Annotated in this window: 33 protein-coding genes; all 33 read left to right on the plus strand. The window is 54.4% G+C overall.

Going from position 1 to position 21,255, the window contains the following annotated elements:
* Positions 1-8 precede the first annotated feature (8 nt).
* The 33 genes from rpoC (at position 9) to rpsM (ending at position 21,242) form a co-directional block, all read left to right on the plus strand.
* Positions 9-3,644, plus strand: a complete 3,636-nt coding sequence (gene rpoC, locus BLU70_RS09280; protein ID WP_074693298.1) for a DNA-directed RNA polymerase subunit beta' — start codon at positions 9-11, stop codon at positions 3,642-3,644.
* A gap of 115 nt (positions 3,645-3,759) precedes the next feature.
* Positions 3,760-4,017, plus strand: coding sequence for a ribosomal L7Ae/L30e/S12e/Gadd45 family protein (locus tag BLU70_RS09285; protein ID WP_040288523.1), 258 nt, complete (start codon positions 3,760-3,762; stop codon positions 4,015-4,017).
* A gap of 119 nt (positions 4,018-4,136) precedes the next feature.
* Entirely contained in the window at positions 4,137-4,556 is a 420-nt protein-coding gene (gene rpsL / locus BLU70_RS09290; protein WP_006445770.1) for a 30S ribosomal protein S12, read from the plus strand.
* Between the two features lie 48 nt (positions 4,557-4,604).
* Positions 4,605-5,075 carry a 30S ribosomal protein S7 gene (rpsG, locus tag BLU70_RS09295; protein WP_040288524.1) on the plus strand — a complete coding sequence of 157 codons (471 nt, stop codon included), beginning with the start codon at positions 4,605-4,607 and terminating at the stop codon, positions 5,073-5,075.
* 33 nt (positions 5,076-5,108) lie between these two features.
* Positions 5,109-7,184 carry an elongation factor G gene (fusA, locus tag BLU70_RS09300; RefSeq protein ID WP_006445772.1) on the plus strand — a complete coding sequence of 692 codons (2,076 nt, stop codon included), beginning with the start codon at positions 5,109-5,111 and terminating at the stop codon, positions 7,182-7,184.
* 13 nt (positions 7,185-7,197) lie between these two features.
* Positions 7,198-8,385 (plus strand): elongation factor Tu, encoded by a 1,188-nt coding sequence (gene tuf / locus BLU70_RS09305; protein WP_006445773.1) that lies wholly within the window; start codon positions 7,198-7,200, stop codon positions 8,383-8,385.
* A gap of 244 nt (positions 8,386-8,629) precedes the next feature.
* On the plus strand, positions 8,630-8,938 hold the full coding sequence (gene rpsJ / locus BLU70_RS09310) for a 30S ribosomal protein S10 (RefSeq protein ID WP_040288526.1): 309 nt from the start codon (positions 8,630-8,632) through the stop codon (positions 8,936-8,938).
* A 57-nt stretch (positions 8,939-8,995) separates the two neighbouring features.
* Positions 8,996-9,628: a 50S ribosomal protein L3 gene (gene rplC, locus BLU70_RS09315; protein ID WP_074693299.1), complete on the plus strand. Its 633-nt coding sequence runs from the start codon at positions 8,996-8,998 to the stop codon at positions 9,626-9,628.
* A gap of 28 nt (positions 9,629-9,656) precedes the next feature.
* Entirely contained in the window at positions 9,657-10,277 is a 621-nt protein-coding gene (gene rplD, locus BLU70_RS09320; RefSeq protein ID WP_006445776.1) for a 50S ribosomal protein L4, read from the plus strand.
* A complete protein-coding gene (gene rplW, locus BLU70_RS09325) occupies positions 10,277-10,564 on the plus strand; it encodes a 50S ribosomal protein L23 (protein ID WP_040288527.1) in 288 nt (95 codons plus the stop codon). Before rplD ends, rplW begins: the two co-directional genes overlap by 1 nt.
* Positions 10,565-10,605: 41 nt before the next feature.
* Positions 10,606-11,436 (plus strand): 50S ribosomal protein L2, encoded by an 831-nt coding sequence (rplB, locus tag BLU70_RS09330; protein ID WP_006445778.1) that lies wholly within the window; start codon positions 10,606-10,608, stop codon positions 11,434-11,436.
* A 44-nt stretch (positions 11,437-11,480) separates the two neighbouring features.
* A complete protein-coding gene (gene rpsS, locus BLU70_RS09335; protein WP_040288528.1) occupies positions 11,481-11,762 on the plus strand; it encodes a 30S ribosomal protein S19 in 282 nt (93 codons plus the stop codon).
* A gap of 78 nt (positions 11,763-11,840) precedes the next feature.
* Positions 11,841-12,182 carry a 50S ribosomal protein L22 gene (rplV, locus tag BLU70_RS09340; protein ID WP_006445780.1) on the plus strand — a complete coding sequence of 114 codons (342 nt, stop codon included), beginning with the start codon at positions 11,841-11,843 and terminating at the stop codon, positions 12,180-12,182.
* Between the two features lie 16 nt (positions 12,183-12,198).
* Positions 12,199-12,882, plus strand: coding sequence for a 30S ribosomal protein S3 (gene rpsC, locus BLU70_RS09345; protein WP_006445781.1), 684 nt, complete (start codon positions 12,199-12,201; stop codon positions 12,880-12,882).
* A gap of 3 nt (positions 12,883-12,885) precedes the next feature.
* The gene (gene rplP, locus BLU70_RS09350) at positions 12,886-13,323 is read left to right on the plus strand and encodes a 50S ribosomal protein L16 (protein ID WP_040288530.1); all 438 of its coding nucleotides are present in this window, start codon (positions 12,886-12,888) and stop codon (positions 13,321-13,323) included.
* Positions 13,310-13,507, plus strand: coding sequence for a 50S ribosomal protein L29 (gene rpmC / locus BLU70_RS09355; protein ID WP_040288531.1), 198 nt, complete (start codon positions 13,310-13,312; stop codon positions 13,505-13,507). Before rplP ends, rpmC begins: the two co-directional genes overlap by 14 nt.
* Positions 13,508-13,527: 20 nt before the next feature.
* Positions 13,528-13,788, plus strand: coding sequence for a 30S ribosomal protein S17 (gene rpsQ, locus BLU70_RS09360; protein ID WP_040288533.1), 261 nt, complete (start codon positions 13,528-13,530; stop codon positions 13,786-13,788).
* A gap of 31 nt (positions 13,789-13,819) precedes the next feature.
* Positions 13,820-14,188 carry a 50S ribosomal protein L14 gene (gene rplN, locus BLU70_RS09365; protein WP_006445785.1) on the plus strand — a complete coding sequence of 123 codons (369 nt, stop codon included), beginning with the start codon at positions 13,820-13,822 and terminating at the stop codon, positions 14,186-14,188.
* 41 nt (positions 14,189-14,229) lie between these two features.
* On the plus strand, positions 14,230-14,541 hold the full coding sequence (gene rplX, locus BLU70_RS09370) for a 50S ribosomal protein L24 (RefSeq protein WP_040288574.1): 312 nt from the start codon (positions 14,230-14,232) through the stop codon (positions 14,539-14,541).
* Between the two features lie 27 nt (positions 14,542-14,568).
* Entirely contained in the window at positions 14,569-15,108 is a 540-nt protein-coding gene (gene rplE, locus BLU70_RS09375) for a 50S ribosomal protein L5 (protein WP_040288536.1), read from the plus strand.
* Positions 15,109-15,134: 26 nt separating this feature from the next.
* Positions 15,135-15,320, plus strand: coding sequence for a type Z 30S ribosomal protein S14 (locus BLU70_RS09380; RefSeq protein WP_040288537.1), 186 nt, complete (start codon positions 15,135-15,137; stop codon positions 15,318-15,320).
* A 26-nt stretch (positions 15,321-15,346) separates the two neighbouring features.
* A complete protein-coding gene (gene rpsH, locus BLU70_RS09385; RefSeq protein WP_006445788.1) occupies positions 15,347-15,745 on the plus strand; it encodes a 30S ribosomal protein S8 in 399 nt (132 codons plus the stop codon).
* Positions 15,746-15,771: 26 nt separating this feature from the next.
* Complete coding sequence (gene rplF / locus BLU70_RS09390) at positions 15,772-16,311, plus strand: 50S ribosomal protein L6 (protein WP_040288538.1); 540 nt, start codon at positions 15,772-15,774, stop codon at positions 16,309-16,311.
* A 37-nt stretch (positions 16,312-16,348) separates the two neighbouring features.
* The gene (gene rplR, locus BLU70_RS09395; RefSeq protein ID WP_040288540.1) at positions 16,349-16,708 is read left to right on the plus strand and encodes a 50S ribosomal protein L18; all 360 of its coding nucleotides are present in this window, start codon (positions 16,349-16,351) and stop codon (positions 16,706-16,708) included.
* Positions 16,709-16,729: 21 nt separating this feature from the next.
* Positions 16,730-17,227, plus strand: a complete 498-nt coding sequence (gene rpsE, locus BLU70_RS09400; RefSeq protein ID WP_006445791.1) for a 30S ribosomal protein S5 — start codon at positions 16,730-16,732, stop codon at positions 17,225-17,227.
* A 13-nt stretch (positions 17,228-17,240) separates the two neighbouring features.
* Complete coding sequence (rpmD, locus tag BLU70_RS09405; RefSeq protein ID WP_006445792.1) at positions 17,241-17,429, plus strand: 50S ribosomal protein L30; 189 nt, start codon at positions 17,241-17,243, stop codon at positions 17,427-17,429.
* A 21-nt stretch (positions 17,430-17,450) separates the two neighbouring features.
* The gene (gene rplO / locus BLU70_RS09410) at positions 17,451-17,894 is read left to right on the plus strand and encodes a 50S ribosomal protein L15 (RefSeq protein WP_006445793.1); all 444 of its coding nucleotides are present in this window, start codon (positions 17,451-17,453) and stop codon (positions 17,892-17,894) included.
* Position 17,895: 1 nt separating this feature from the next.
* Positions 17,896-19,191 (plus strand): preprotein translocase subunit SecY, encoded by a 1,296-nt coding sequence (secY, locus tag BLU70_RS09415; RefSeq protein WP_074693300.1) that lies wholly within the window; start codon positions 17,896-17,898, stop codon positions 19,189-19,191.
* 61 nt (positions 19,192-19,252) lie between these two features.
* Entirely contained in the window at positions 19,253-19,903 is a 651-nt protein-coding gene (locus BLU70_RS09420; protein WP_040288542.1) for an adenylate kinase, read from the plus strand.
* A gap of 11 nt (positions 19,904-19,914) precedes the next feature.
* Positions 19,915-20,250, plus strand: a complete 336-nt coding sequence (locus BLU70_RS09425; RefSeq protein WP_040288575.1) for a KOW domain-containing RNA-binding protein — start codon at positions 19,915-19,917, stop codon at positions 20,248-20,250.
* Entirely contained in the window at positions 20,237-20,455 is a 219-nt protein-coding gene (gene infA / locus BLU70_RS09430; RefSeq protein WP_006445797.1) for a translation initiation factor IF-1, read from the plus strand. The genes BLU70_RS09425 and infA overlap by 14 nt, the downstream gene beginning before the upstream one ends.
* 61 nt (positions 20,456-20,516) lie before the next feature.
* Positions 20,517-20,630, plus strand: a complete 114-nt coding sequence (rpmJ, locus tag BLU70_RS09435; protein WP_008339738.1) for a 50S ribosomal protein L36 — start codon at positions 20,517-20,519, stop codon at positions 20,628-20,630.
* 243 nt (positions 20,631-20,873) lie between these two features.
* The gene (gene rpsM / locus BLU70_RS09440) at positions 20,874-21,242 is read left to right on the plus strand and encodes a 30S ribosomal protein S13 (RefSeq protein ID WP_040288550.1); all 369 of its coding nucleotides are present in this window, start codon (positions 20,874-20,876) and stop codon (positions 21,240-21,242) included.
* Positions 21,243-21,255: the final 13 nt, after the last annotated feature.

A 21,255-nucleotide genomic window follows, 5' to 3' on the forward strand; every position in this document is an offset into this window, starting at 1 on the left:
TGCACGATTTGCTGGATGTGAACAACTTTGAGTTCATGAAAATCGGCCTCGCATCGCCGGAAAAGATCCGCTCGTGGTCGCACGGCGAAGTGAAAAAACCGGAGACCATTAACTACCGGACGCTCCGCCCGGAAAAGGAGGGCCTGTTCTGTGAAAAGATTTTTGGCCCGACTCGCGACTGGGAGTGTCACTGCGGCAAATATAAGCGCATCCGCTATAAAGGTGTCGTTTGTGACCGATGTGGTGTCGAGGTAACGCGTGCGAAGGTCCGTCGCGAGCGGATGGGCCATATTGAGCTGGCCGCTCCAGTCTCGCACATTTGGTACTTCAAAGGGATTCCGAGCCGGATGGGGCTTGTGCTCGACATGTCTCCGCGCGCGCTTGAGGAAGTTATCTATTTCGCGTCCTATGTCGTGACCGATCCGGGTGATACGCCACTTGAGAAAAAGCAACTGCTTTCGGAAAAGGAGTATCGCTCGTATCGAGAAAAGTACGGCTACGCGTTCCAAGCGGGCATGGGTGCAGAAGCTATTCGTACGCTTCTGCAAGAGATCGATCTCGATCGCGAAGTCGAGTTGTTGCGCGAAGAACTGCGCACAGCTCAAGGTCAACGACGCAATCGGGCCATTAAACGGCTTGAGGTTGTCGAGGCGTTTCGTCAGTCCGGTAACAAGCCGAGCTGGATGATTCTTGAGGCGCTTCCGGTTATTCCGCCTGATTTGCGCCCAATGGTACAACTGGATGGTGGCCGTTTCGCGACTTCTGATTTGAACGATTTATATCGGCGTGTGATTAACCGCAACAATCGTTTGAAGAGATTGCTCGATCTCGGTGCGCCCGACATCATCGTGCAAAATGAGAAACGCATGTTGCAGGAGGCGGTTGATGCTCTGATCGACAATGGTCGTCGCGGTCGACCTGTCACAGGGCCAGGCAATCGTCCGTTGAAGAGTCTTTCGCACATGCTGAAAGGTAAACAAGGGCGATTCCGTCAGAACTTGCTTGGTAAACGTGTCGATTATTCAGGGCGCTCCGTTATCGTTGTCGGTCCGGAACTGCGGATGTACCAGTGTGGATTGCCGAAGGAAATGGCCTTAGAGCTATTCAAGCCATTCGTCATGAAGGAGCTCGTCGCGCGTGGCTTGGCGCACAACATTAAGAGTGCGAAGCGCAAGGTGGAGCGCGTCTCAGATGAGGTTTGGGATGTCGTCGAGGACGTGATCAAACAGCATCCGGTACTGTTGAACCGTGCACCAACCTTGCACCGTCTGGGTATTCAGGCTTTCGAACCCACCTTGGTCGAGGGGCGTGCCATTAAGTTGCACCCGCTCGTATGTACGGCGTACAACGCCGACTTTGATGGCGACCAAATGGCTGTGCACGTGCCACTTTCCGCCGAGGCACAGGCAGAAGCTCGGTTGCTGATGTTGGCGGCGCATAACATCCTGAATCCGAAGGATGGCAAACCGGTCGTCACGCCGACCCAGGATATGGTCCTTGGTCCATACTACTTGACCATCGAGCGCGAAGGAGCCCAGGGCGAAGGAACGGTCTACTCGTCGATCTCGGAAATGGAATACGCGTTGCACCAGCGGTTGATCACCTTGCAAACGCGCATCGTCATCCCGGCGAGGGCATTGAATAAGACGAGTTTTACGGAACGTCAACAGCGTGCTTTGTTGATTACGACGCCTGGCAAGGTGATTTTCAACAGCATTTTCCCTGCGGATTTCCCGTATCTCAATTCGGCTGCCAAGTCGAACTTGCTGGAAGGTCCGGCTGACGACACGTTCATCTATGATAAGGGCGTCAATCCGATGGACGCCATCGCACAGCGCAAGGTGCCAAAGGCGGTCATCAAGAAGGACCTTGGGAACATTCTCGCGGAGTGCTTCCGACGCTACGGTACGACGATGACTGCCGAAATTCTCGATCGCGTAAAGCGCCTTGGCTTCAACTACTCGACGAAGGCAGGCATTACGATTGCCGTCAGCGATATCATCGTGCCTGAAGAGAAACACCGCGTCGTTGCGGAGGCAGAAGCCAAGGAACACAAGCTGAAGCAGCAGTACAGGCGCGGTTTGATCACAGAAGAAGAGCAGTATATCACGTTCAGCCAAATCTGGTCTGAGGCGAAAGAAAAGATTTCGTCGACCCTGATGGACAGTATGGATCAGTTCAATCCGATTTACATGATGGCGACATCAGGGGCCCGCGGTAGTAACTCGCAGATCACGCAGCTGGCGGGTATGCGCGGCTTAATGGCTAATCCTTCAGGCGAAATCATTCAGTTGGCGATTAAATCCAACTTCCGTGAAGGTTTGTCCGTGTTGGAATACTTCATTTCGACGCACGGAGCACGTAAGGGCTTGGCTGATACGGCGTTGCGTACCGCTGACTCGGGTTATCTGACGCGCCGCTTGGTCGACGTGGCGCAGGACACGATTGTTCGTGAGCATGACTGCGGTACTGACAAGGGCTTGCGCGTTGCTGAAATCCGCGACGGGCGGGAAGTCATTGAGGATCTGCGCGATCGCCTGGAAGGCCGCGTCTCCTTCCAAGACGTCTTCCATCCGGAGACAGGTGAGAAGATTGTCGGGAAGAATGAAATGATCGACGAGGAAGCTGCCGAAAAGATTGTTGCGGCAGGTATCAAAGAAATGTACATTCGATCCGTCTTGACTTGTCGTACGCGCCACGGCGTGTGCATTCAGTGCTATGGACGCAACTTGGCGACGGGCAAGATGGTTGAGATCGGCGAAGCGGTCGGAATTATTGCCGCCCAGTCCATTGGTGAACCGGGAACACAGTTGACGATGCGTACGTTCCATACGGGAGGCGTCGCGGGCGATGACATCACGCAAGGTTTGCCGCGCGTACAAGAGTTGTTTGAGGCTCGAAATCCGAAAGGTCAGGCTGTCATCGCTGAGTTTGACGGCACCATCACCGATATTCGTGAAGGGAAAGACAAGCGCGAGATCGAGTTGACTGGTGAAAGTGAGACGAAGACCTATCAAATTCCGTACGGATCGCGTATTCGCGTGTCTGTCGGCCAAGTGTTAGAAGCCGGAGAGGAACTCACGGAAGGCTCGGTCGATCCGAAGGAAATGCTGCGCGTCAAGGGCCTGCAAGGTGTGCAGAATTACCTGTTACGTGAGGTACAGCGCGTTTATCGCCTGCAAGGTGTCGATATTAACGACAAGCACATCGAAGTCATGATCCGCCAAATGCTGCGCAAAGTTCGCATTCTCGACGCTGGGGACACCGAACTGTTGCCCGGTACCTATGTGGATCTGTTCGATTACGAAGCTGCGAACCGTGAAGCGTTGTTGTCCGATCACGAACCTGCCGTTGCGCGTCCGGCGTTGCTCGGCATCACCAAGGCTTCGTTGGAAACTGACTCGTTCCTGTCGGCTGCCTCCTTCCAGGAGACAACTCGCGTGTTGACTGAAGCTGCGATCAAGGGCAAGGTCGACAGGTTATTAGGCCTGAAGGAGAACGTGATCATCGGCAAGCTGATCCCGGCGGGCACGGGAATGGCGCGGTATCGTCAGGTGGCGCCCATTTCCGGTGCGGAAGCAGGGGTCGAGGTCGCCGTTGGTGTGAACGAAGAGGAACATCAAGCTCTCGAGACGGTGGAATAACGACTCTGGGAAATTTGGGCTGTCGACAGTGATTTGGTTGACAGCCCGGAAATCTCGGTGATAGAATTCCGTAGTGTGCGTCAGCACGATGTTTTCCCCTAAGGAGGATCGTGCGGTGTCCATTGACGACATACGCCAAGCGAAAAGGAAGACCATAGGCACGAACCAAACGCTGAAAGCTCTCAAGCAGCCTTCAGGACGAGTCCTCTGCGTATATGTTGCAAAGGATGCGGAGCCTCGTGTGACGGAGCCTGTCGTTCAATTGGCGTCCAAGCTCGGAGTTCCAATCGAGTGGGTCGACACGATGCGGCAGTTGGGCAAAGCTTGTGGTATTGAAGTGGGGGCAGCCACGGCAAGCATTCTCGCCGAGTGATGCTGTCTAGTTTGGTGTGACGTCTGTGGATTTTTGTTTGCGTATCGATGAACCACCAGGCTCTGTGAGCTTGCAACGGACACGGGATGGGACGTTCAACAGTGAGAGGAGGTGCAGATATGCCGACAATCAACCAATTGGTGCGCAAGGGCCGTAAGGACATCGAGAAGAAATCTACGGCACCTGCGTTGCAAAAGGGTTATAACAGCCACGAGAAGTCGCTGACCGACTTGCCGTCCCCACAAAAGCGCGGCGTGTGCACGCGCGTTGGCACGATGACCCCGAAGAAGCCGAACTCGGCACTGCGCAAATATGCGCGTGTTCGTTTGACGAACACCATCGAAGTCACGGCTTATATTCCGGGCATCGGGCACAACCTGCAAGAGCACTCCGTCGTATTGGTGCGCGGTGGGCGCGTTAAGGACTTGCCGGGTGTGCGCTATCACATTGTTCGCGGTGCCCTTGATACAGCGGGTGTGAAAGACCGCATGCAAGGTCGCTCTAAGTACGGTGCGAAGCGCCCGAAGGCGAAGTCGTAATAGAGCGATAACGTCCTCGTGCGGGGATGAATGGAAGGAGGGTGTTCAGTGCCGAGAAAAGGCCCGGTTCCGAAGCGTGATGTGCTTCCGGACCCGATTTACGGGAATAAGTTGGTCACTCGTTTGATCAACAAAGTTATGCTGGACGGCAAAAAAGGTGTGTCACAGCGCATCGTCTACGGTGCGTTCGATTTAATTCGCGAGCGGTCTGGGAAAGATCCTATGGAAGTCTTCGAGACTGCAATGCGGAACGTGATGCCGGTGTTGGAAGTCAAGGCACGTCGTGTTGGCGGTTCGAACTATCAGGTTCCTGTTGAAGTTCGCAACGACCGTCGCATTACGCTAGGCCTTCGCTGGTTGGTCAACTACGCGCGCATGCGCAGTGAGAAGACCATGGAGGAGAAGCTTGCAAACGAGCTTCTTGATGCAGCGAACAATACTGGCGGTGCGGTGCGTAAGCGCGAAGACACGCATCGCATGGCGGAGGCGAACAAGGCGTTCGCGCATTACCGCTGGTAACCATTATCCTTTAATTAGGAAGGAGGCGGCGCGATGGCACGCGAATTCCCGCTCGAAAAAACGAGGAACATCGGTATTATCGCACATATCGATGCCGGTAAAACCACGACGACCGAGCGCATTCTGTTCTATACTGGCCGTGTTCACAAGATTGGCGAAGTCCATGACGGTGCGGCTACCATGGACTGGATGGTGCAAGAGCAGGAACGCGGTATTACCATCACGTCCGCCGCTACAACTGCTCAGTGGAAAGGGCATCGCATCAATATCATTGACACGCCGGGTCACGTCGACTTCACGGTTGAAGTGGAACGCTCTCTACGCGTGCTCGATGGTGCTTGTGCGGTGTTTGATGCCAAGGGCGGCGTCGAACCTCAGTCTGAGACGGTGTGGCGGCAGGCGGACAAATATCATGTCCCGCGCATTGCCTATGTCAACAAGATGGACATCATTGGAGCCGACTTCCTCGCTTGCGTTGACCAAATGAAAGAACGCCTTGGCGCGAAAGCGGTGCCGATTCAATTGCCCATCGGTGCAGAAGATGAGTTCCGTGGCATGATTGACCTTGTTGAAATGAAGGCTATCATTTACACGGATGACCTCGGCACGCAGGCGCAGAATACTGAGATTCCGGAAGAATTGAAGGATCTTGCGGAGGAGAAGCGGGCAGAGTTGATCGAGGCGGTAGCCGAGGTCAACGAAGAGCTGATGATGAAGTACCTCGAAGGCGAGGAGCTTACGGTCGACGAGATCAAAGCTGGCTTGCGTGAGGGTACGTGTAAGGTACAACTCTTCCCGGTCCTGTGCGGCTCATCCTACCGGAACAAAGGTGTTCAGCTCATGTTGGATGCGGTTGTGGATTACCTGCCAGCTCCGACCGACGTGCCTGCTATTAAAGGCGTGACGCCCGATGGTGAAGAAATTGAGCGTCATTCTTCGGACGAGGAACCCTTCTCGGCTCTGGCCTTCAAGATTATGACGGATCCGTTCGTCGGTAAGCTCGCGTTCTTCCGTGTGTACTCCGGTATTTTGGAGAGCGGATCGTACGTCTTGAATTCGACCAAGGGCAAGCGGGAACGCATTGGCCGTATCTTGCAGATGCACGCAAACCACCGCGAAGAAATCTCCCGGGTATATGCGGGTGACATCGCGGCTGCGGTAGGCCTAAAAGATACGACCACTGGCGATACCTTGTGTGACGAAAAGAATGTCGTTCTTCTCGAGTCGATGGAATTTCCGGAACCTGTTATTTCGGTTTCCATTGAGCCGAAGACAAAAGCCGACCAAGACAAGATGGGTATTGCTTTGTCGAAGTTGGCGGAAGAAGATCCGACGTTCAAGACGTACACCGACCCCGAGACCGGACAAACCATCATCCAGGGCATGGGTGAGCTGCACCTGGAGGTCATTGTCGACCGCATGCAACGCGAGTTTAAGGTCGAGTGCAACGTAGGTATGCCGCAGGTTGCTTACCGTGAGACGATTACCAAGCGTGTCGACCAAGAAGGCAAGTTCGTTCGCCAATCTGGTGGCCGCGGGCAGTATGGCCACGTCAAGGTCATCTTCGAACCGTTGGAACGTGGACAAGGCTTCGTCTTCGAAAACAAGATCGTCGGCGGTGTGATTCCGAAGGAATACATCCCTGCGGTCGAAGAGGGTATTCAGGAAGCTATGCGTAACGGCGTGTTGGCTGGCTATCCACTTGTCGACGTCAAGGCGACGTTGTATGACGGTTCGTATCACGATGTCGACTCGAGTGAAATGGCGTTCAAAATCGCTGGTTCGATGGCCCTGAAGGCCGGTGCCGAAAAGGCTGCACCCGTTCTGCTGGAGCCTATCATGCGTGTAGAGGTAACGGTCCCCGAGGAGTACATGGGTGATATCCTGGGTGACATCAACTCGCGCCGTGGTCGTGTTGAAGGCATGGATACGCGCAATAACGCAAGCATCGTCCGCGGATTCGTTCCGCTGTCCGAGATGTTTGGTTATTCGACCTCGCTACGCTCACGTACTCAAGGTCGCGGCACCTATTCCATGGAGCTCGCCGCCTATGAAGAAGTTCCGAAGAGTGTTGCTGAGGGCATCATTAAGAAGAGCAAAGGCGAATAAGGAGTGATCTCTCGTGGCAAAGGAAAAATTTGATCGCAGCAAACCGCACGTCAATATTGGTACCATCGGTCACGTCGACCACGGTAAGACGACTTTGACGGCGGCTATTACGTCCGTACAGGCTGCTAAGGGTAAGGCGAAGGCTCAGAAGTACGACGAAATCGATAAGGCTCCGGAAGAGCGCGAGCGCGGTATCACCATCAATACCGCTCACGTCGAGTACGAAACCGACAATCGTCACTATGCACACGTGGACTGCCCAGGACACGCGGACTACGTGAAGAACATGATCACCGGTGCTGCTCAGATGGACGGTGCTATCTTGGTCGTATCTGCTGCTGACGGTCCGATGCCACAAACGCGTGAGCACATCCTGCTCTCCCGTCAGGTCGGCGTTCCGTACTTGGTGGTCTTCCTGAACAAGTGCGACATGGTCGACGATGAAGAATTGCTCGAACTCGTCGAAATGGAAGTTCGCGAATTGCTTAGCGAGTATGAGTTCCCTGGAGACGATATCCCGGTCATCCGCGGCTCCGCTCTGAAGGCTCTCGAGGGCGATCCGGAATACGTCAAGAAGATTGAAGAGCTCATGGATGCGGTCGACAGCTACATCCCAACGCCAGAGCGCGACACGACCAAGCCATTCCTGATGCCGGTCGAGGACGTGTTCACCATCACGGGTCGCGGTACGGTTGCTACAGGCCGTGTTGAACGCGGTACTTTGAAGGTTGGCGACGAAGTTGAAATCGTCGGTCTGCGTGAAGAGCGCCGTAAGACGGTTGCCACCGGTATCGAGATGTTCCGCAAGCTTCTCGACCAAGCTGAAGCTGGTGACAACATTGGTGCGCTGTTGCGTGGTGTGGAGCGTAAAGACATCGAGCGTGGCCAAGTTGTCTGCAAGCCTGGCAGCATCAATCCGCATACTCAGTTCACCGCTGAAGTGTATGTCTTGACGAAGGAAGAAGGCGGCCGTCACACCCCGTTCTTCAACGGGTATCGTCCGCAGTTCTACTTCCGTACCACGGACGTTACCGGTGTTGTTCAATTGCCGGAAGGTACAGAAATGGTGATGCCTGGCGATAACGTTTCCATGACGGTTGAATTGATCGCCCCCATCGCTGTTGAAGAAGGCACCCGTTTCTCCATTCGCGAAGGTGGCCGCACGGTTGGTGCTGGTGTCGTCGCGTCGGTCATCAAGTAATATGACTTCACGCAAGTGATGGTTAGATCAGGCGGCCCATTGTGGCCGCCTTGTTTCATGGCCGAGTTTGCGAATTCGCAAAAAACCTTGCCACGTAGATGCTGGTCTAGTATAATATCGGACGTTGGTCTCAAATAGCGATGAAGCGGAAGGTTGCCTATGTGTCCATAAGCCATATGGGATACCGATGGGGGAATTTCTGCGGAGTATGTCCAACGAATTGGGCGAAAAGGAGGGAAAACATATGGCGAAGCAAAAGATTCGGATTCGATTGAAGGCGTATGATCACACGATTTTGGATCAGTCGGCAGAACGCATTGTTGATACGGCGAAGCGCTCGGGCGCTAAGGTGGCCGGGCCAATTCCGCTTCCGACGGAGCGCGAGGTGTACACCATCCTGCGTGCACCGCACAAATATAAGGATTCGCGTGAACAATTCGAGATTCGTACACATAAACGCTTGATCGATATCCACAATCCGACGCCGCAAACAGTCGACTCGTTGATGCGTCTCGACTTGCCGTCTGGTGTTGATATCGAGATTAAGTTGTAATTGGGATACGGCACACCAGGTGCCGTTGTATTGTATGTGTTTGAGGAGGTGCACACTTTGAAGGGGATTCTCGGGCGCAAGCTTGGCATGACACAAGTCTTTACGGAAGACGGTGAAGTTGTGCCGGTAACGGTCATTGAGGCTGGTCCGTGCGTCGTGCTGCAAAAGCGCGAAGAGGCAGTCGATGGCTATGAAGCGATTCAGGTGGGCTTTGCTGACCAAAAGCCCAATCGGGCGACGAAAGCGGAAAAGGGACACGCCGAAAAGGCGGGTACCGCACCAAAGCGTTTTGTACGTGAATTTCGCGGTGTGAACTTGGCGGACTACGAGGTTGGTCAACAGCTGAAGGCTGACGTGTTTGCCGTTGGGGATGTCGTTGACGTGATTGGCGTGTCTAAGGGTAAGGGTTATGCAGGTCCTATTAAACGCCATAATCAGCATCGTGGTCCTATGGCGCACGGCTCGAAATATCACCGTGGCGTTGGTTCGCTCGGTTCTATTGCCGCAAACCGTACGTTTAAGGGTCAGACCATGGCGGGACGTATGGGTGGAGAACGTGTGACGGTCCAGAACTTGGAGGTTGTCCGCGTCGACGTCGAAAAGAATGTGTTGCTGATTAAGGGTTCTGTTCCGGGACCGAAAAATTCGTTTGTGACGATTCGTTCCGCCGTGAAGGCGCAACAGAAGTAAGGATCTGTGTTTGAAAGGAGGCAGAGTCATGCCGACAGTGGCAGTTTTGAATACAGCCGGTCAACAGGTTTCCGAGTTGCAGCTTAGCGACAAGATTTTCGGTGCGCCTGTACGGCTGGATCTCATGCACCAAGTCGTGTTGCAGTATTTGGCTGCACGCCGTGCCGGTACGCACAAGGTTAAGAACCGTGCGGCGGTATCCGGTGGTGGCCGTAAGCCGTGGCGTCAAAAGGGGACGGGCCGTGCCCGTCAAGGTAGTATTCGCGCTCCGCAATGGAAGGGCGGTGGCGTTGTGTTTGGGCCGACGCCTCGCTCGTACGCCTTCTCTGTGCCTAAGAAAGTGCGTCGTCTTGCGCTGTACAGTGCACTTTCCTCCAAGGTTGCAGAAGGTAAAATCATCGTGCTGGATGATTTGCAATTGAACCAGCCGAAGACCAAGGAAATGGTTTCCGTTTTGAAGAACCTCAACGTCGGTAAAGCGCTGATTGTCGACGGTGAAAAGAAGGAACCTCTATATCGCTCTTCGCGGAACATTCCTGGAGTGAAATACATGGATGCGGCCGGCATCAATGTCTATGAACTGCTCCGTCACGATCACCTCGTACTGACGAAGGATGCGGTTGCGAAGGTAGAGGAGGTGTTCGCCTGATGGATCCGCGGGATTTGATTAAACGTCCGGTCATCACTGAACGCTCCACTGAGCTCATGGAAGAAAACAAGTACGTGTTTGAGGTCGACCGCCGCGCGAACAAGGTTGAGATTCGCAAGGCGATTGAGAAGTTGTTCGACGTGAAGGTCGTTTCCGTAAACACGCTGAACCAGACCGGTAAGGTCAAGCGGGTTGGCAAGTATGTTGGCCGTACGCAGGATCGCAAAAAGGCCATCGTCAAGCTTGCTCCGGATTCGAAGCCGATCAATTTCTTTGGCGAGTCGTGATCGGACTGCCTCGAACGCAATAAACAAAGGAGGTCGTCGATATGGCGATTAAGAAGTATCGTCCGACTTCTCCTGGACGCCGCTTTATGTCGGTCTCGACGTTCGAAGAGATCACGACCGACAAACCGGAGAAGTCGTTGCTGGTTCCGCTCAAAAACCGTGCGGGCCGCAACAATCAAGGTAAGATAACCGTTCGTCACCAAGGCGGCGGGCACAAGCGCCAATACCGCTTGATTGACTTTAAGCGGAACAAAGACGGCGTGCCGGCCAAGGTGGCAACGATTGAGTATGATCCCAATCGCTCAGCTCGCATTGCGCTGCTGCACTACCGTGACGGTGAGAAGCGTTACATCATTGCTCCGCATGGACTAAAGGTCGGGGACATTATTGTTAGCGGTGAAAATGCGGATATTCGCGTTGGGAATGCACTGCCGTTGTCGTCGATCCCTGTTGGTACGGTTATTCACAACATAGAGTTGAAACCCGGTAAGGGTGGTCAGTTGGCTCGTGCGGCTGGCGCGTCTGCGCAGCTTATGGCAAAGGAAGGCGATTATGCGCAAGTTCGTCTCGCCTCTGGCGAAGTGCGCAAGGTTCGCGTCGAGTGCCGTGCGACCATTGGTCAAGTCGGTAATCTCGATCACGAAAATATCAACATCGGTAAGGCTGGACGTAGTCGCTGGTTGAATCGACGTCCAACCGTTCGTGGTTCCGTCATGAACCCTGTGGATCACCCGCACGGTGGTGGTGAGGGTCGCGCACCGATCGGTCGCAAGTCGCCGATGTCCCCTTGGGGCAAGCCGACTCTTGGTAAAAAGACGCGGAAGAAGAACCATCCGACTGATAAGTACATCGTTCGTCGGCGGACGAAGTAATACGGATCACGTCTGGGTTGTTTGAAGAAGGGAGGCGACTGACGTTGGGTCGTTCATTGAAGAAGGGGCCGTTCTGCGACGACCACCTCATGAAAAAGGTGGAGGCGTTGAATGAGTCGGGCGAAAAGAAGGTTATTAAAACCTGGTCGCGGCGTTCTACCATTTTCCCTCAGTTTGTCGGACATACGTTCGCGGTTCATGACGGGAGAAAGCACGTGCCGGTGTACGTAACTGAGGATATGGTCGGTCACAAGTTGGGCGAGTTCGTCCCGACGCGGACGTTCAAAGGTCACGCCGGTGATGAGAAGTCTTCTCGATCCCGCTAAGCGGTTGTTGGAGTACCTGATATAGGCGTCGTCGCAGTTTTCGCTCGTCGGCGCCAGTCTCGTGGAGGAGGTAGCAGGATGGAGGCAACGCAAACGCGTGCTGTTGCGAAGTATATTCGCATCGCTCCGCGCAAGATGCGCCTGGTGGTCGACTTGATTCGCGGCAAAGGTGTGCAAGAAGCTCTCGCGATATTGAAGTTCACGCCTCGCGCTGGTTCGCCGGTCGTTGAAAAGGTGCTGCGGTCTGCGATCGCGAATGCGGAGAACAATCACAATATGAACGTTGATCGGCTTTACGTAAAGGAGATTTACGTAGACGAGGGTCCGACGCTAAAGAGGTTCCGGCCTCGTGCGCAAGGGCGTGCATTCAGTATTTTTAAGCGGACGAGTCATGTGACGGTCGTCGTCGCTGAAAAGTAAGGGAGGGATTTGCTGCATGGGTCAAAAGGTTAACCCTGTTGGTCTCCGAATTGGCATCATTCGCGATTGGGAGGCGAAGTGGTTCGCGAATAAGAAGGACTATCAAGACCTGTTGCTTGAGGACTTAAAGATTCGGAACTATGTTTCGCGTCGTCTGAAGGATGCTGCTGTGGCATCGATTGACATCGAACGTGCGGCTAACCGCATTAATGTGACGGTTCACACCGCGAAACCAGGTATGGTCATCGGCAAGGGCGGTGCAGAAGTCGATGCGCTGCGCAATCAGTTGAACGCACTTACCGGGAAGCGTGTCCACATCTCCATTTCGGAGATCAAGTCGCCAGATTTGTCGGCGAAACTGGTCGCTGAAGGGATCGCACAGCAACTGGAGCGCCGTGTTTCCTTCCGTCGCGCGATGAAGCAGGCAATTCAACGCTCGATGCGCGCGGGCGCTAAGGGTGTTCGCGTTCAGGTTTCTGGTCGTCTTGGTGGTGCTGAAATTGCACGTACCGAAGGTTATTCCGAAGGTACGGTTCCGTTGCACACCCTGCGTGCGGATATCGATTATGCGTTGGCTGAAGCGCATACCACCTACGGCCGAATCGGCGTTAAGGTTTGGATCTATCGCGGTGAAGTGCTCCCGCAGCGGAAGAATCAGTCTGCGGAGACCGCAGAGGACGCTGTTCAAGGAGGTCGGTAAACCATGTTGATGCCAAAGCGCGTAAAGCACAGAAAAGAATTCCGTGGCCGCATGAAGGGTCATTCCAAAGGTGGCAACGAAGTGACGTTTGGCCAGTATGGCCTGGTTGCTCTCGAGCCTGCCTGGATCACAAACCGCCAAATCGAAGCGGCTCGTATCGCAATGACGCGCTATATGCGTCGTGGCGGCAAGGTGTGGATTAAAATCTTCCCGAGCAAACCCGTGACGCAAAAGCCTGCGGAAACTCGTATGGGCAGTGGTAAGGGTTCGCCGGAGAAGTGGGTGGCTGTCGTAAAGCCTGGTCGCGTGATGTTTGAGGTGGCCGGCGTTAGTGAAGAAATTGCGCGTGAGGCTATGCGCTTGGCGGCAATGAAGCTACCGATCAAGTCGAAGTTTGTGACTCGTGAAGAAGTGGGTGGTGACGCAAATGAAGGCAACTGAGTTGCGGGAACTGAGCAGCGAGGAGCTGGCGTCCCGCATTGAGGGGCTGAAGGACGAGCTGTTCAACCTCCGCTTCCAACTGGCAACGGGGCAATTGGAAAACCCGATGCGTATTCGCCAGGTGCGCAAGGATATTGCACGCGCAAAGACGATTTTGCGTCAGCGTGAGCTTGGTATTGGCTAATTCGGAAGGGAGGTCATTTCATGGAACGCAATGAACGCAAAGAGCGTGTTGGCAAGGTCGTCAGCGACAAGATGGATAAGACGATCGTCGTTGCTGTAGAGGAGAACGTGAAGCACCGCCTCTATAACAAGACAGTGCGCCGGACCAAGAAGTTTAAGGCTCACGATGAAAACAATGAGGCGAAGATCGGCGACGTTGTGCGGATTATGGAAACCCGACCGCTCAGCAAAGATAAGCGTTGGCGGTTGGTCGAAATCGTCGAGAAGGCCGTTATTATCTAAGTTTCATTAGTCGGAAGGGAGGAAACCTAGGATGATTCAACCGCAAACACGTTTGACCGTGGCAGACAACTCTGGGGCGAAGGAAATTATGTGCTTCCGCGTGCTCGGTGGTTCGAACCGGAAGACGGCCAACATCGGTGATATCATCGTTGCGTCTGTTAAGAGTGCAACACCCGGGGGCGTTGTCAAGAAGGGTGACGTCGTCAAGGCTGTTATCGTTCGCAGCAAGCGCGGTCTTCGCCGCAATGATGGATCGCATATTCGCTTCGACGAGAACGCAGCGGTCATCATTCGCGAAGACAAGAGCCCACGAGGCACGCGAATTTTTGGGCCAGTCGCGCGCGAATTGCGCGATCGCGATTTTATGAAGATTATCTCCTTGGCGCCTGAAGTGCTCTAAGGAGTCGGGATTTGAACGCAGGAGGTGGCAACGTGACGAAGTTGCGAGTGAAGACCGGAGATAAAGTCGTCGTCATCGCAGGCAAGGACAAGACGAAGACAGGCCGCATTTTGAAGGTGTTCCCGAGTGAGGGCCGTGTAATCGTCGAGGGCGTGAACATTGTAAAGCGCCATTCAAAGCCAAGCCCGGCACATCCGGAGGGCGGCATCATCGAGAAGGAAGCACCGATTCACGTTTCGAATATCGCGATTGCGGATCCGAAGACGGGTGAGGCTTCGCGTATCGGATATAAGTTCCTGGAAGACGGGCGCAAAGTGCGTTACTCGAAAAAGTCTGGCGAAGTTCTCGACTGAGTAGCCAGGTGAAAGGAGGTTTTGTCGTTGACTCGATTGCAAGATATGTACCGGGCGCAGGTCGTACCGGCGTTGATGAAGGAGTTCCAATACAAGAATGCGATGCAGGTTCCGCGCGTCGAGAAAGTCGTCATTAACATGGGTCTCGGCGAAGCGACGCAGAATCCAAAAGTGATTGATGCTGCGGTTGAGGATTTGCAGGCTATTGCGGGACAACGTCCTGTTGTTACGCGTGCGAAGAAGTCCATCGCGGGCTTTCGTCTTCGTCAAGGTATGCCAATTGGTGTAAAGGTGACGTTGCGCGGCGAACGGATGTACCACTTCCTCGACAAGCTGATGAACGTTGCGCTTCCTCGTGTGCGCGACTTCCGCGGCGTTTCACCAAAGGCGTTTGATGGCCGTGGCAACTACACGTTAGGCTTGCGGGAACAGTTGATCTTCCCTGAAATCGATTATGACAAGATCGATAAAGTTCGCGGCATGGAAGTGGTTGTCGTGACGACGGCGAACACAGATGAAGAAGCTCGTGCGCTGCTCACGGAGATGGGCATGCCATTCCGGAAGTAAAAGTCCTTGACGAGGAGGTCGAGACCGTGGCAAAGAAGTCGATGATTATCAAGGCGCAGCGGAAACCGAAGTTCAGCACGCGTGCCTACACTCGTTGCCGCGTGTGCGGGCGTCCGCACTCGGTGTATCGTAAGTTCGGTATTTGCCGCATTTGCTTCCGCGAGTTGGCCTATAAAGGGCAGCTTCCGGGCGTGAAGAAGGCAAGCTGGTAATTCGTTCGGAAGGAGGTTTTGTACAGATGATGACATCCGATCCGATTGCGGATATGCTCACTCGCATCCGCAACGCGAATCAGGTACGGCATGAAAAGGTGGAGATCCCGGCGTCGAACATCAAGCGTGCGATTGCTGAGATTTTGAAAAATGAGGGTTATGTGCGCGACGCGGAGTTCGTTCAAGACGGACCACAGGGTACTATCCGCCTCTTCCTAAAGTATGGCAAGGGTCAAGAGCGCGTAATCACAGGGCTGAAGCGCATCAGTAAGCCGGGTTTGCGCGTGTATGTTGGGCATGACAACATTCCGCGCGTACTTGGCGGGCTTGGTGTGGCGATTCTTTCGACTTCTAAGGGGATCATGACCGATCGCGAAGCTCGTAAACAGGGCGTCGGCGGCGAAGTCCTTTGCTACGTTTGGTAAGTTCTCTTCGATTGGAGGTGTAGCACATGTCCCGTACAGGGCGTAAGCCGATCCCGGTTCCGGCTGGGGTCGAAGTGACGGTAAACGGCACGCATTTGGTCGTGAAGGGGCCGAAGGGCCAGCTTGAGCGCCATTTGCATCCTGATATGAAACTTGTCGTGAATGACGGCGTGATCGTCGTTGAGCGGCCATCCGATGAAAAGAAGCACAAAGCCTTGCATGGTACCACGCGCAGCGTCGTGGCGAACATGGTGGAAGGCGTGACCAACGGATTTGCGAAGAATCTTGAGTTGGTTGGCGTTGGTTACCGCGCAAACAAGGCAGGTAACAAAGTGACGCTGTCGCTCGGGTTTTCACATCCGGTTGAGTTGCCCGAGGTGCCTGGCATTGAGGTCGAAGTTCCTGCTCAAACGAAGCTGATTGTCCGTGGTATCGATAAGGAATTAGTCGGTTCGTATGCTGCGAAGGTGCGCGAGTTGCGTCCGCCTGAGCCGTACAAGGGCAAGGGTATTCGTTATGAAGGCGAGAACGTGCGCCGTAAGGTCGGTAAGACTGGTAAGAAGTAAGAATCGTGATCGATTGCGGGCAAAGGAGTGAGTCTTGGTGATTACGAAGGTGAATCGCAACGAAGCGCGCAAGCGGCGCCATGTTCGTGTGCGTGCGCGCGTTTCCGGTACGCCGGAGCGTCCGCGGTTGAATGTCTACCGTTCAAACAAGCACATTTATGTGCAGTTGATCGACGATACGACCGGCCGCACGTTGACGAGCGCTTCGACGGCGGAAAAGGGCTACGAAGGCAACGGTGGCAATGTGGAGGCGGCTCGCAAAGTTGGACAGTTGATTGCAGAGCGGTCGCTTGCTAAGGGTTATAAGGCAGTCGTATTTGATCGCGGTGGTTACCTCTATCACGGCCGCATTCAGGCGTTAGCCGATGCAGCGCGTGAGGCAGGTCTCGAGTTCTAATTTAGAGAGGAAGGTGTTCACGTGCGCATAGATCCGAATCAGCTCGAACTGACCGAGCGCGTCGTCCATGTGAATCGCGTTGCGAAGGTCGTCAAGGGTGGTCGTCGTTTCTCGTTCTCCGCGTTGGTGGTTGTCGGTGACGGCAATGGTTACGTTGGCGCTGGTCTTGGCAAAGCGCAGGAAGTCCCTGATGCGATTCGCAAGGCCATCGATGACGCGAAGAAGCATTTGATTCACGTTCCTATGAAGCGCACTACGATTCCGCATGAGGCGTTGGGGCGGTTTGGCGCCGGCCAGGTCCTGATTAAGCCGGCTCCTACAGGTAGCGGCGTAATTGCTGGTGGCCCTGCACGCGCGGTGCTGGAGTTGGCTGGGATTAAGGATATCGTGACGAAGTCGCTCGGGTCGAACAACCCTATCAACATGGTGCATGCGACACTCGACGCGTTAAAGCAATTGAAGCGTGCCGACGAAGTGGCGCGTTTGCGCGGTAAGTCGTTGGAAGAGATTCTGGGATAAGGAGGCGTACAACGTGGCAAAAAAGCTGGCGATCACGCTGAAGAAAAGCCCCTTTGGGCGCCCAGAGAATCAGCGCAAGACTGCAGCTGCGCTGGGATTGCGCAAGTTGCAACAGACGGTTGTCCGCGAGGATACCCCTGTTATTCGAGGCATGATTAACCGCATCAGCCATCTGGTTGAAGTGGTGGAACAAGACGCATAATCGCGAGGGAGGTGTACGTACATGCAATTGCACGAGTTAAAGGCGCAGCCGGGTGCTCGCCGCGGCAAGAAGCGCGTGGGTCGCGGCACAAGCTCCGGTCACGGTAAGACCTCAACGCGGGGTCATAAGGGGCAGTGGGCGCGTTCGGGCGGTGGTGTGCGGATTGGCTTTGAAGGCGGTCAGACGCCATTGTTCCGCCGGCTCCCGAAGCGTGGCTTCAACAACAGTCGGTTCGCGAAGGTATATGCGACGGTGAACGTGGAAGCCCTGAATGACTTCCCGGCTGGCACGGTCGTAACGCCAGAATTGTTGCTCGAACAACGTTTGATCCGTGAGCCTTTGGATGGGCTGAAGGTTCTGGGTACGGGTGAGTTGCAGGTGAAGTTGACGGTGAAGGCGCACGCGTTCTCGGCTGCGGCGAAGGAGAAGATCGAAGCCGCAGGCGGAACCGCCGAGGTGATTTGACGTGTTGCAGGCCATTGCGAATCTGTGGCGCCTCAAGCACCTTCGCAATCGGATTTTGTTTACCCTGATGGTGCTTGCCGTCTACCGGATTGGCACGTACATTCCGGTACCCGGCATGAACGTCAGTGCTTTGAATGCTGGACAGGGCAATAATGCATTGTTCAGTTTGTTGAATATGTTTTCCGGGGGCGCGTTTTATCGCTTCTCGATTTTTGCGATGAGTGTGACGCCGTATATTACGGCGTCGATCATCGTCCAGTTGCTTCAATCCGGTGTCATTCCGAGGTTTGAGGAGTGGCAAAAGGAAGGCGAGTCAGGGCGTCAGCGGTTGACGCAAGTGACGAGGTATCTCACGGTAGGACTAGGCTGCTTACAGGCGATTGGGTTTACCTATATGTTCGCTCGGTCGGGCCTTTTGTTGGCGAGTGCTAACAACTGGTGGTCATATATCGTGATCGTCGTGACTTTGACCGCCGGAGATACGCTATTGATGTGGTTTGGTGAGATGATCACCGAAAAAGGCGTGGGTAACGGTATTTCACTGCTAATCTTTGTCGGTATTCTGTCTCGATTTTCGACGCTCGGGCAAGAGGTATACTCGAGTTGGTACATGGGACAGTCGAGTCACCTGTTTCTCGCCATCTTGAAGACCCTGCTTTTAATTGCCGGGATCGTGGTGATTTTTGCACTCATTGTGCTGGTTCAGCAGGCTGAGCGCAAGGTGCCAATTCAATATGCGAAGCGGGTGGTAGGGCGTACCGTGTACAGCGGGCAGCAGTCCTACATTCCGATCAAGGTCATTGCAGCCGGCGTGATTCCCGTGATCTTCGCTGTTTCGCTGCTCATTTTGCCATATACGATTGCCTCGTATTTTCAATCGCATCATTGGGCGGCTTTCATTCTGCGGTATCTCAGTCCGCAGACGGGCTGGTACATGGCTCTGGAAGTCCTCTTGATCATCGTGTTTTCGTTCTTCTACACGCATGTACAGATCAACCCGCAGCAGTTGGCCGAGCAATTGCAGAAGCATGCGGGTTTCATTCCGGGTGTGCGTCCGGGGCGCGATACGGAGATGTACATTATCAAGGTCATCAATCGGATTACGGTATTCGGTTCGGTGTTCTTGGGCGTAATCTCCATCTTGCCTTTCTTGCTGCTGGGGGCCATTAACTTGACCGATTACAACATTCAGGGAACGTCGCTGATTATCTTGGTCGGCGTAGCGTTGCAGACGATGCAGCAGATGGAAGGGCAATTGTTGCAGCGCCAGTATCGAGGCTTTCTACGAGAGTCGTGACAAGGACGCCGTCCGCGGCGGTTGGTAGCGTGGGATCGCAGAGACCAAGGAGGAGATGTTGGTGCAGGTCATTTTGGTAGGTCTCCCGGGCGCTGGTAAGGGTACGCAGGCCGAGCGGATCCAGTCTGAGTATGGCATTCCGCATATTTCGACTGGTGACATGTTCCGCAAGGCCGTGGCGTCGGGCAGTCCATTGGGTTTGGAGTTGAAGGCGTATCTGGATTCCGGGCGTCTTGTGCCTGATGAGACGACAATCGCGGTCGTGCGCGAACGTCTTTTGGAGTCGGATGCTGCCAATGGGTTTTTGCTCGACGGATTCCCGCGGACACTGGAACAGGCCCGAGCCTTGGACGCGATGTTGCACGAACTCAATCGTCCGTTGGACGTCGTCTTGTATATTCACGTAGATCCTGGTGTCTTGAAAGAACGTTTGACCGGGCGCCGCATATGCAAGTCGTGTGGTGCAACATACCACATGGTCTTTCAGCCGCCCAAGGTGGCTGGTGTCTGCGATAAGTGCGGCGGTGAGCTGTATCAGCGGGCCGACGATACCGAAGAAGCGGTGGCGACAAGGCTGGAACAGTTTAAGCAGACCGCGCCGCTCATCGAGTATTACGATCAGCGGGGTTTGTTGCGGCAGATTGACGGTGAGCAGCCAATTGACAAGGTGCACGCCGACGTCGTTGCAGCATTGGCTCCATTCAAGAGGTGAGAGTGCAAGCGATGAGCGTACCTCGGGAATTGCCGCCTCTTGGTTCTCTCGTCGAAGTGATGCAGGGGCGCGACGCCGGACTCGTGGCAGTAGTTATCGGGCATCTGGAGGATCGGTTCATCCTTGTCGCGGACGGCAGCGTCCGCCGTGCCGATAAGCCCAAAAAGAAGAATGTGCTCCACGTACGGCGCTTGTCGCACATCGCAGGCGAGGTTGCAGAAAAACTTCGCATCGATGGCAAGGTGACGAATGCGTTGTTGCGTCACACGGTCAGAATGTTTCTGGAAGAACGTCTGGCAGCAGCGAACCAACGTGATCAAGGAGGGGCGTTCCATGGCGAAGGATGATGTAATCGAAGTTGAGGGCACGGTCATTGAGCCGTTGCCAAACGCGATGTTTCGCGTTGAATTGGAGAATGGACACAAGGTGCTGGCGCATGTCTCCGGAAAGATCCGGATGCACTATATCAAGATCTTGCCAGGGGATCGCGTGACAGTCGAACTTTCTCCGTACGATCTTACACGTGGTAGGATTACCTACCGCTACAAGTAATCGTAGACTGGCATTCAGCGCTGATATGCGGTATGATACCCCAAGTGAAGGAGGGTTTCTGATGAAGGTACGTCCTTCTGTCAAGCCCATGTGCGAGAAGTGCAAAGTGATTCGTCGTAAAGGGAACGTCATGGTGATTTGCGAGAATCCGAAGCACAAACAGCGCCAAGGCTAAGGCTTTGGGTTCGTGCACGGTGCTTGTGATAGATGTAATGGATGTAGTGTTAGAACATATCGCGTGTCGTAGGTGTTATCACGAAGGCAGCGCGGCTGTTTCCTTGTGTACTCGTCCGGAGGTGCGTTTTTCGCATTTCTGTTGATGGTGCAGAGGGACTGTCTTCGTGTTTTCATAAAGTGTGCCGGGGGCTTGTCCCTTGGCAGTGAATTTGCAGCTCACACGTGGAGGTGGAGTCTTTACATGGCACGTATTGCCGGTGTCGATTTGCCGCGCGACAAGCGCGTCGAAATCGGGTTGACCTATATTTTTGGCATCGGCCGGACGACCGCTAATAAGATTTTGGCGACGACTGGCATTGATCCGAACCGTCGAGTGAAGGACCTCACGGAAGAAGAAGTCGTACGTTTGCGTGACGAGATTGAGCGCTCCCATAAGGTTGAGGGCGATCTCCGTCGTGAAATCGCGCTGAACATCAAGCGTCTGACGGAAATCGGCTGTTATCGTGGTATTCGCCATCGCCGTGGCTTGCCAGTTCGTGGTCAACGCACGAAGACCAATGCTCGTACGCGCAAGGGTCCGCGTCGTACGGTTGCGGGTAAGAAGAAGTAATCTTTCAGGGGGT

The organism is Alicyclobacillus hesperidum, assembly GCF_900107035.1.
Lineage (GTDB): Bacteria > Bacillota > Bacilli > Alicyclobacillales > Alicyclobacillaceae > Alicyclobacillus > Alicyclobacillus hesperidum.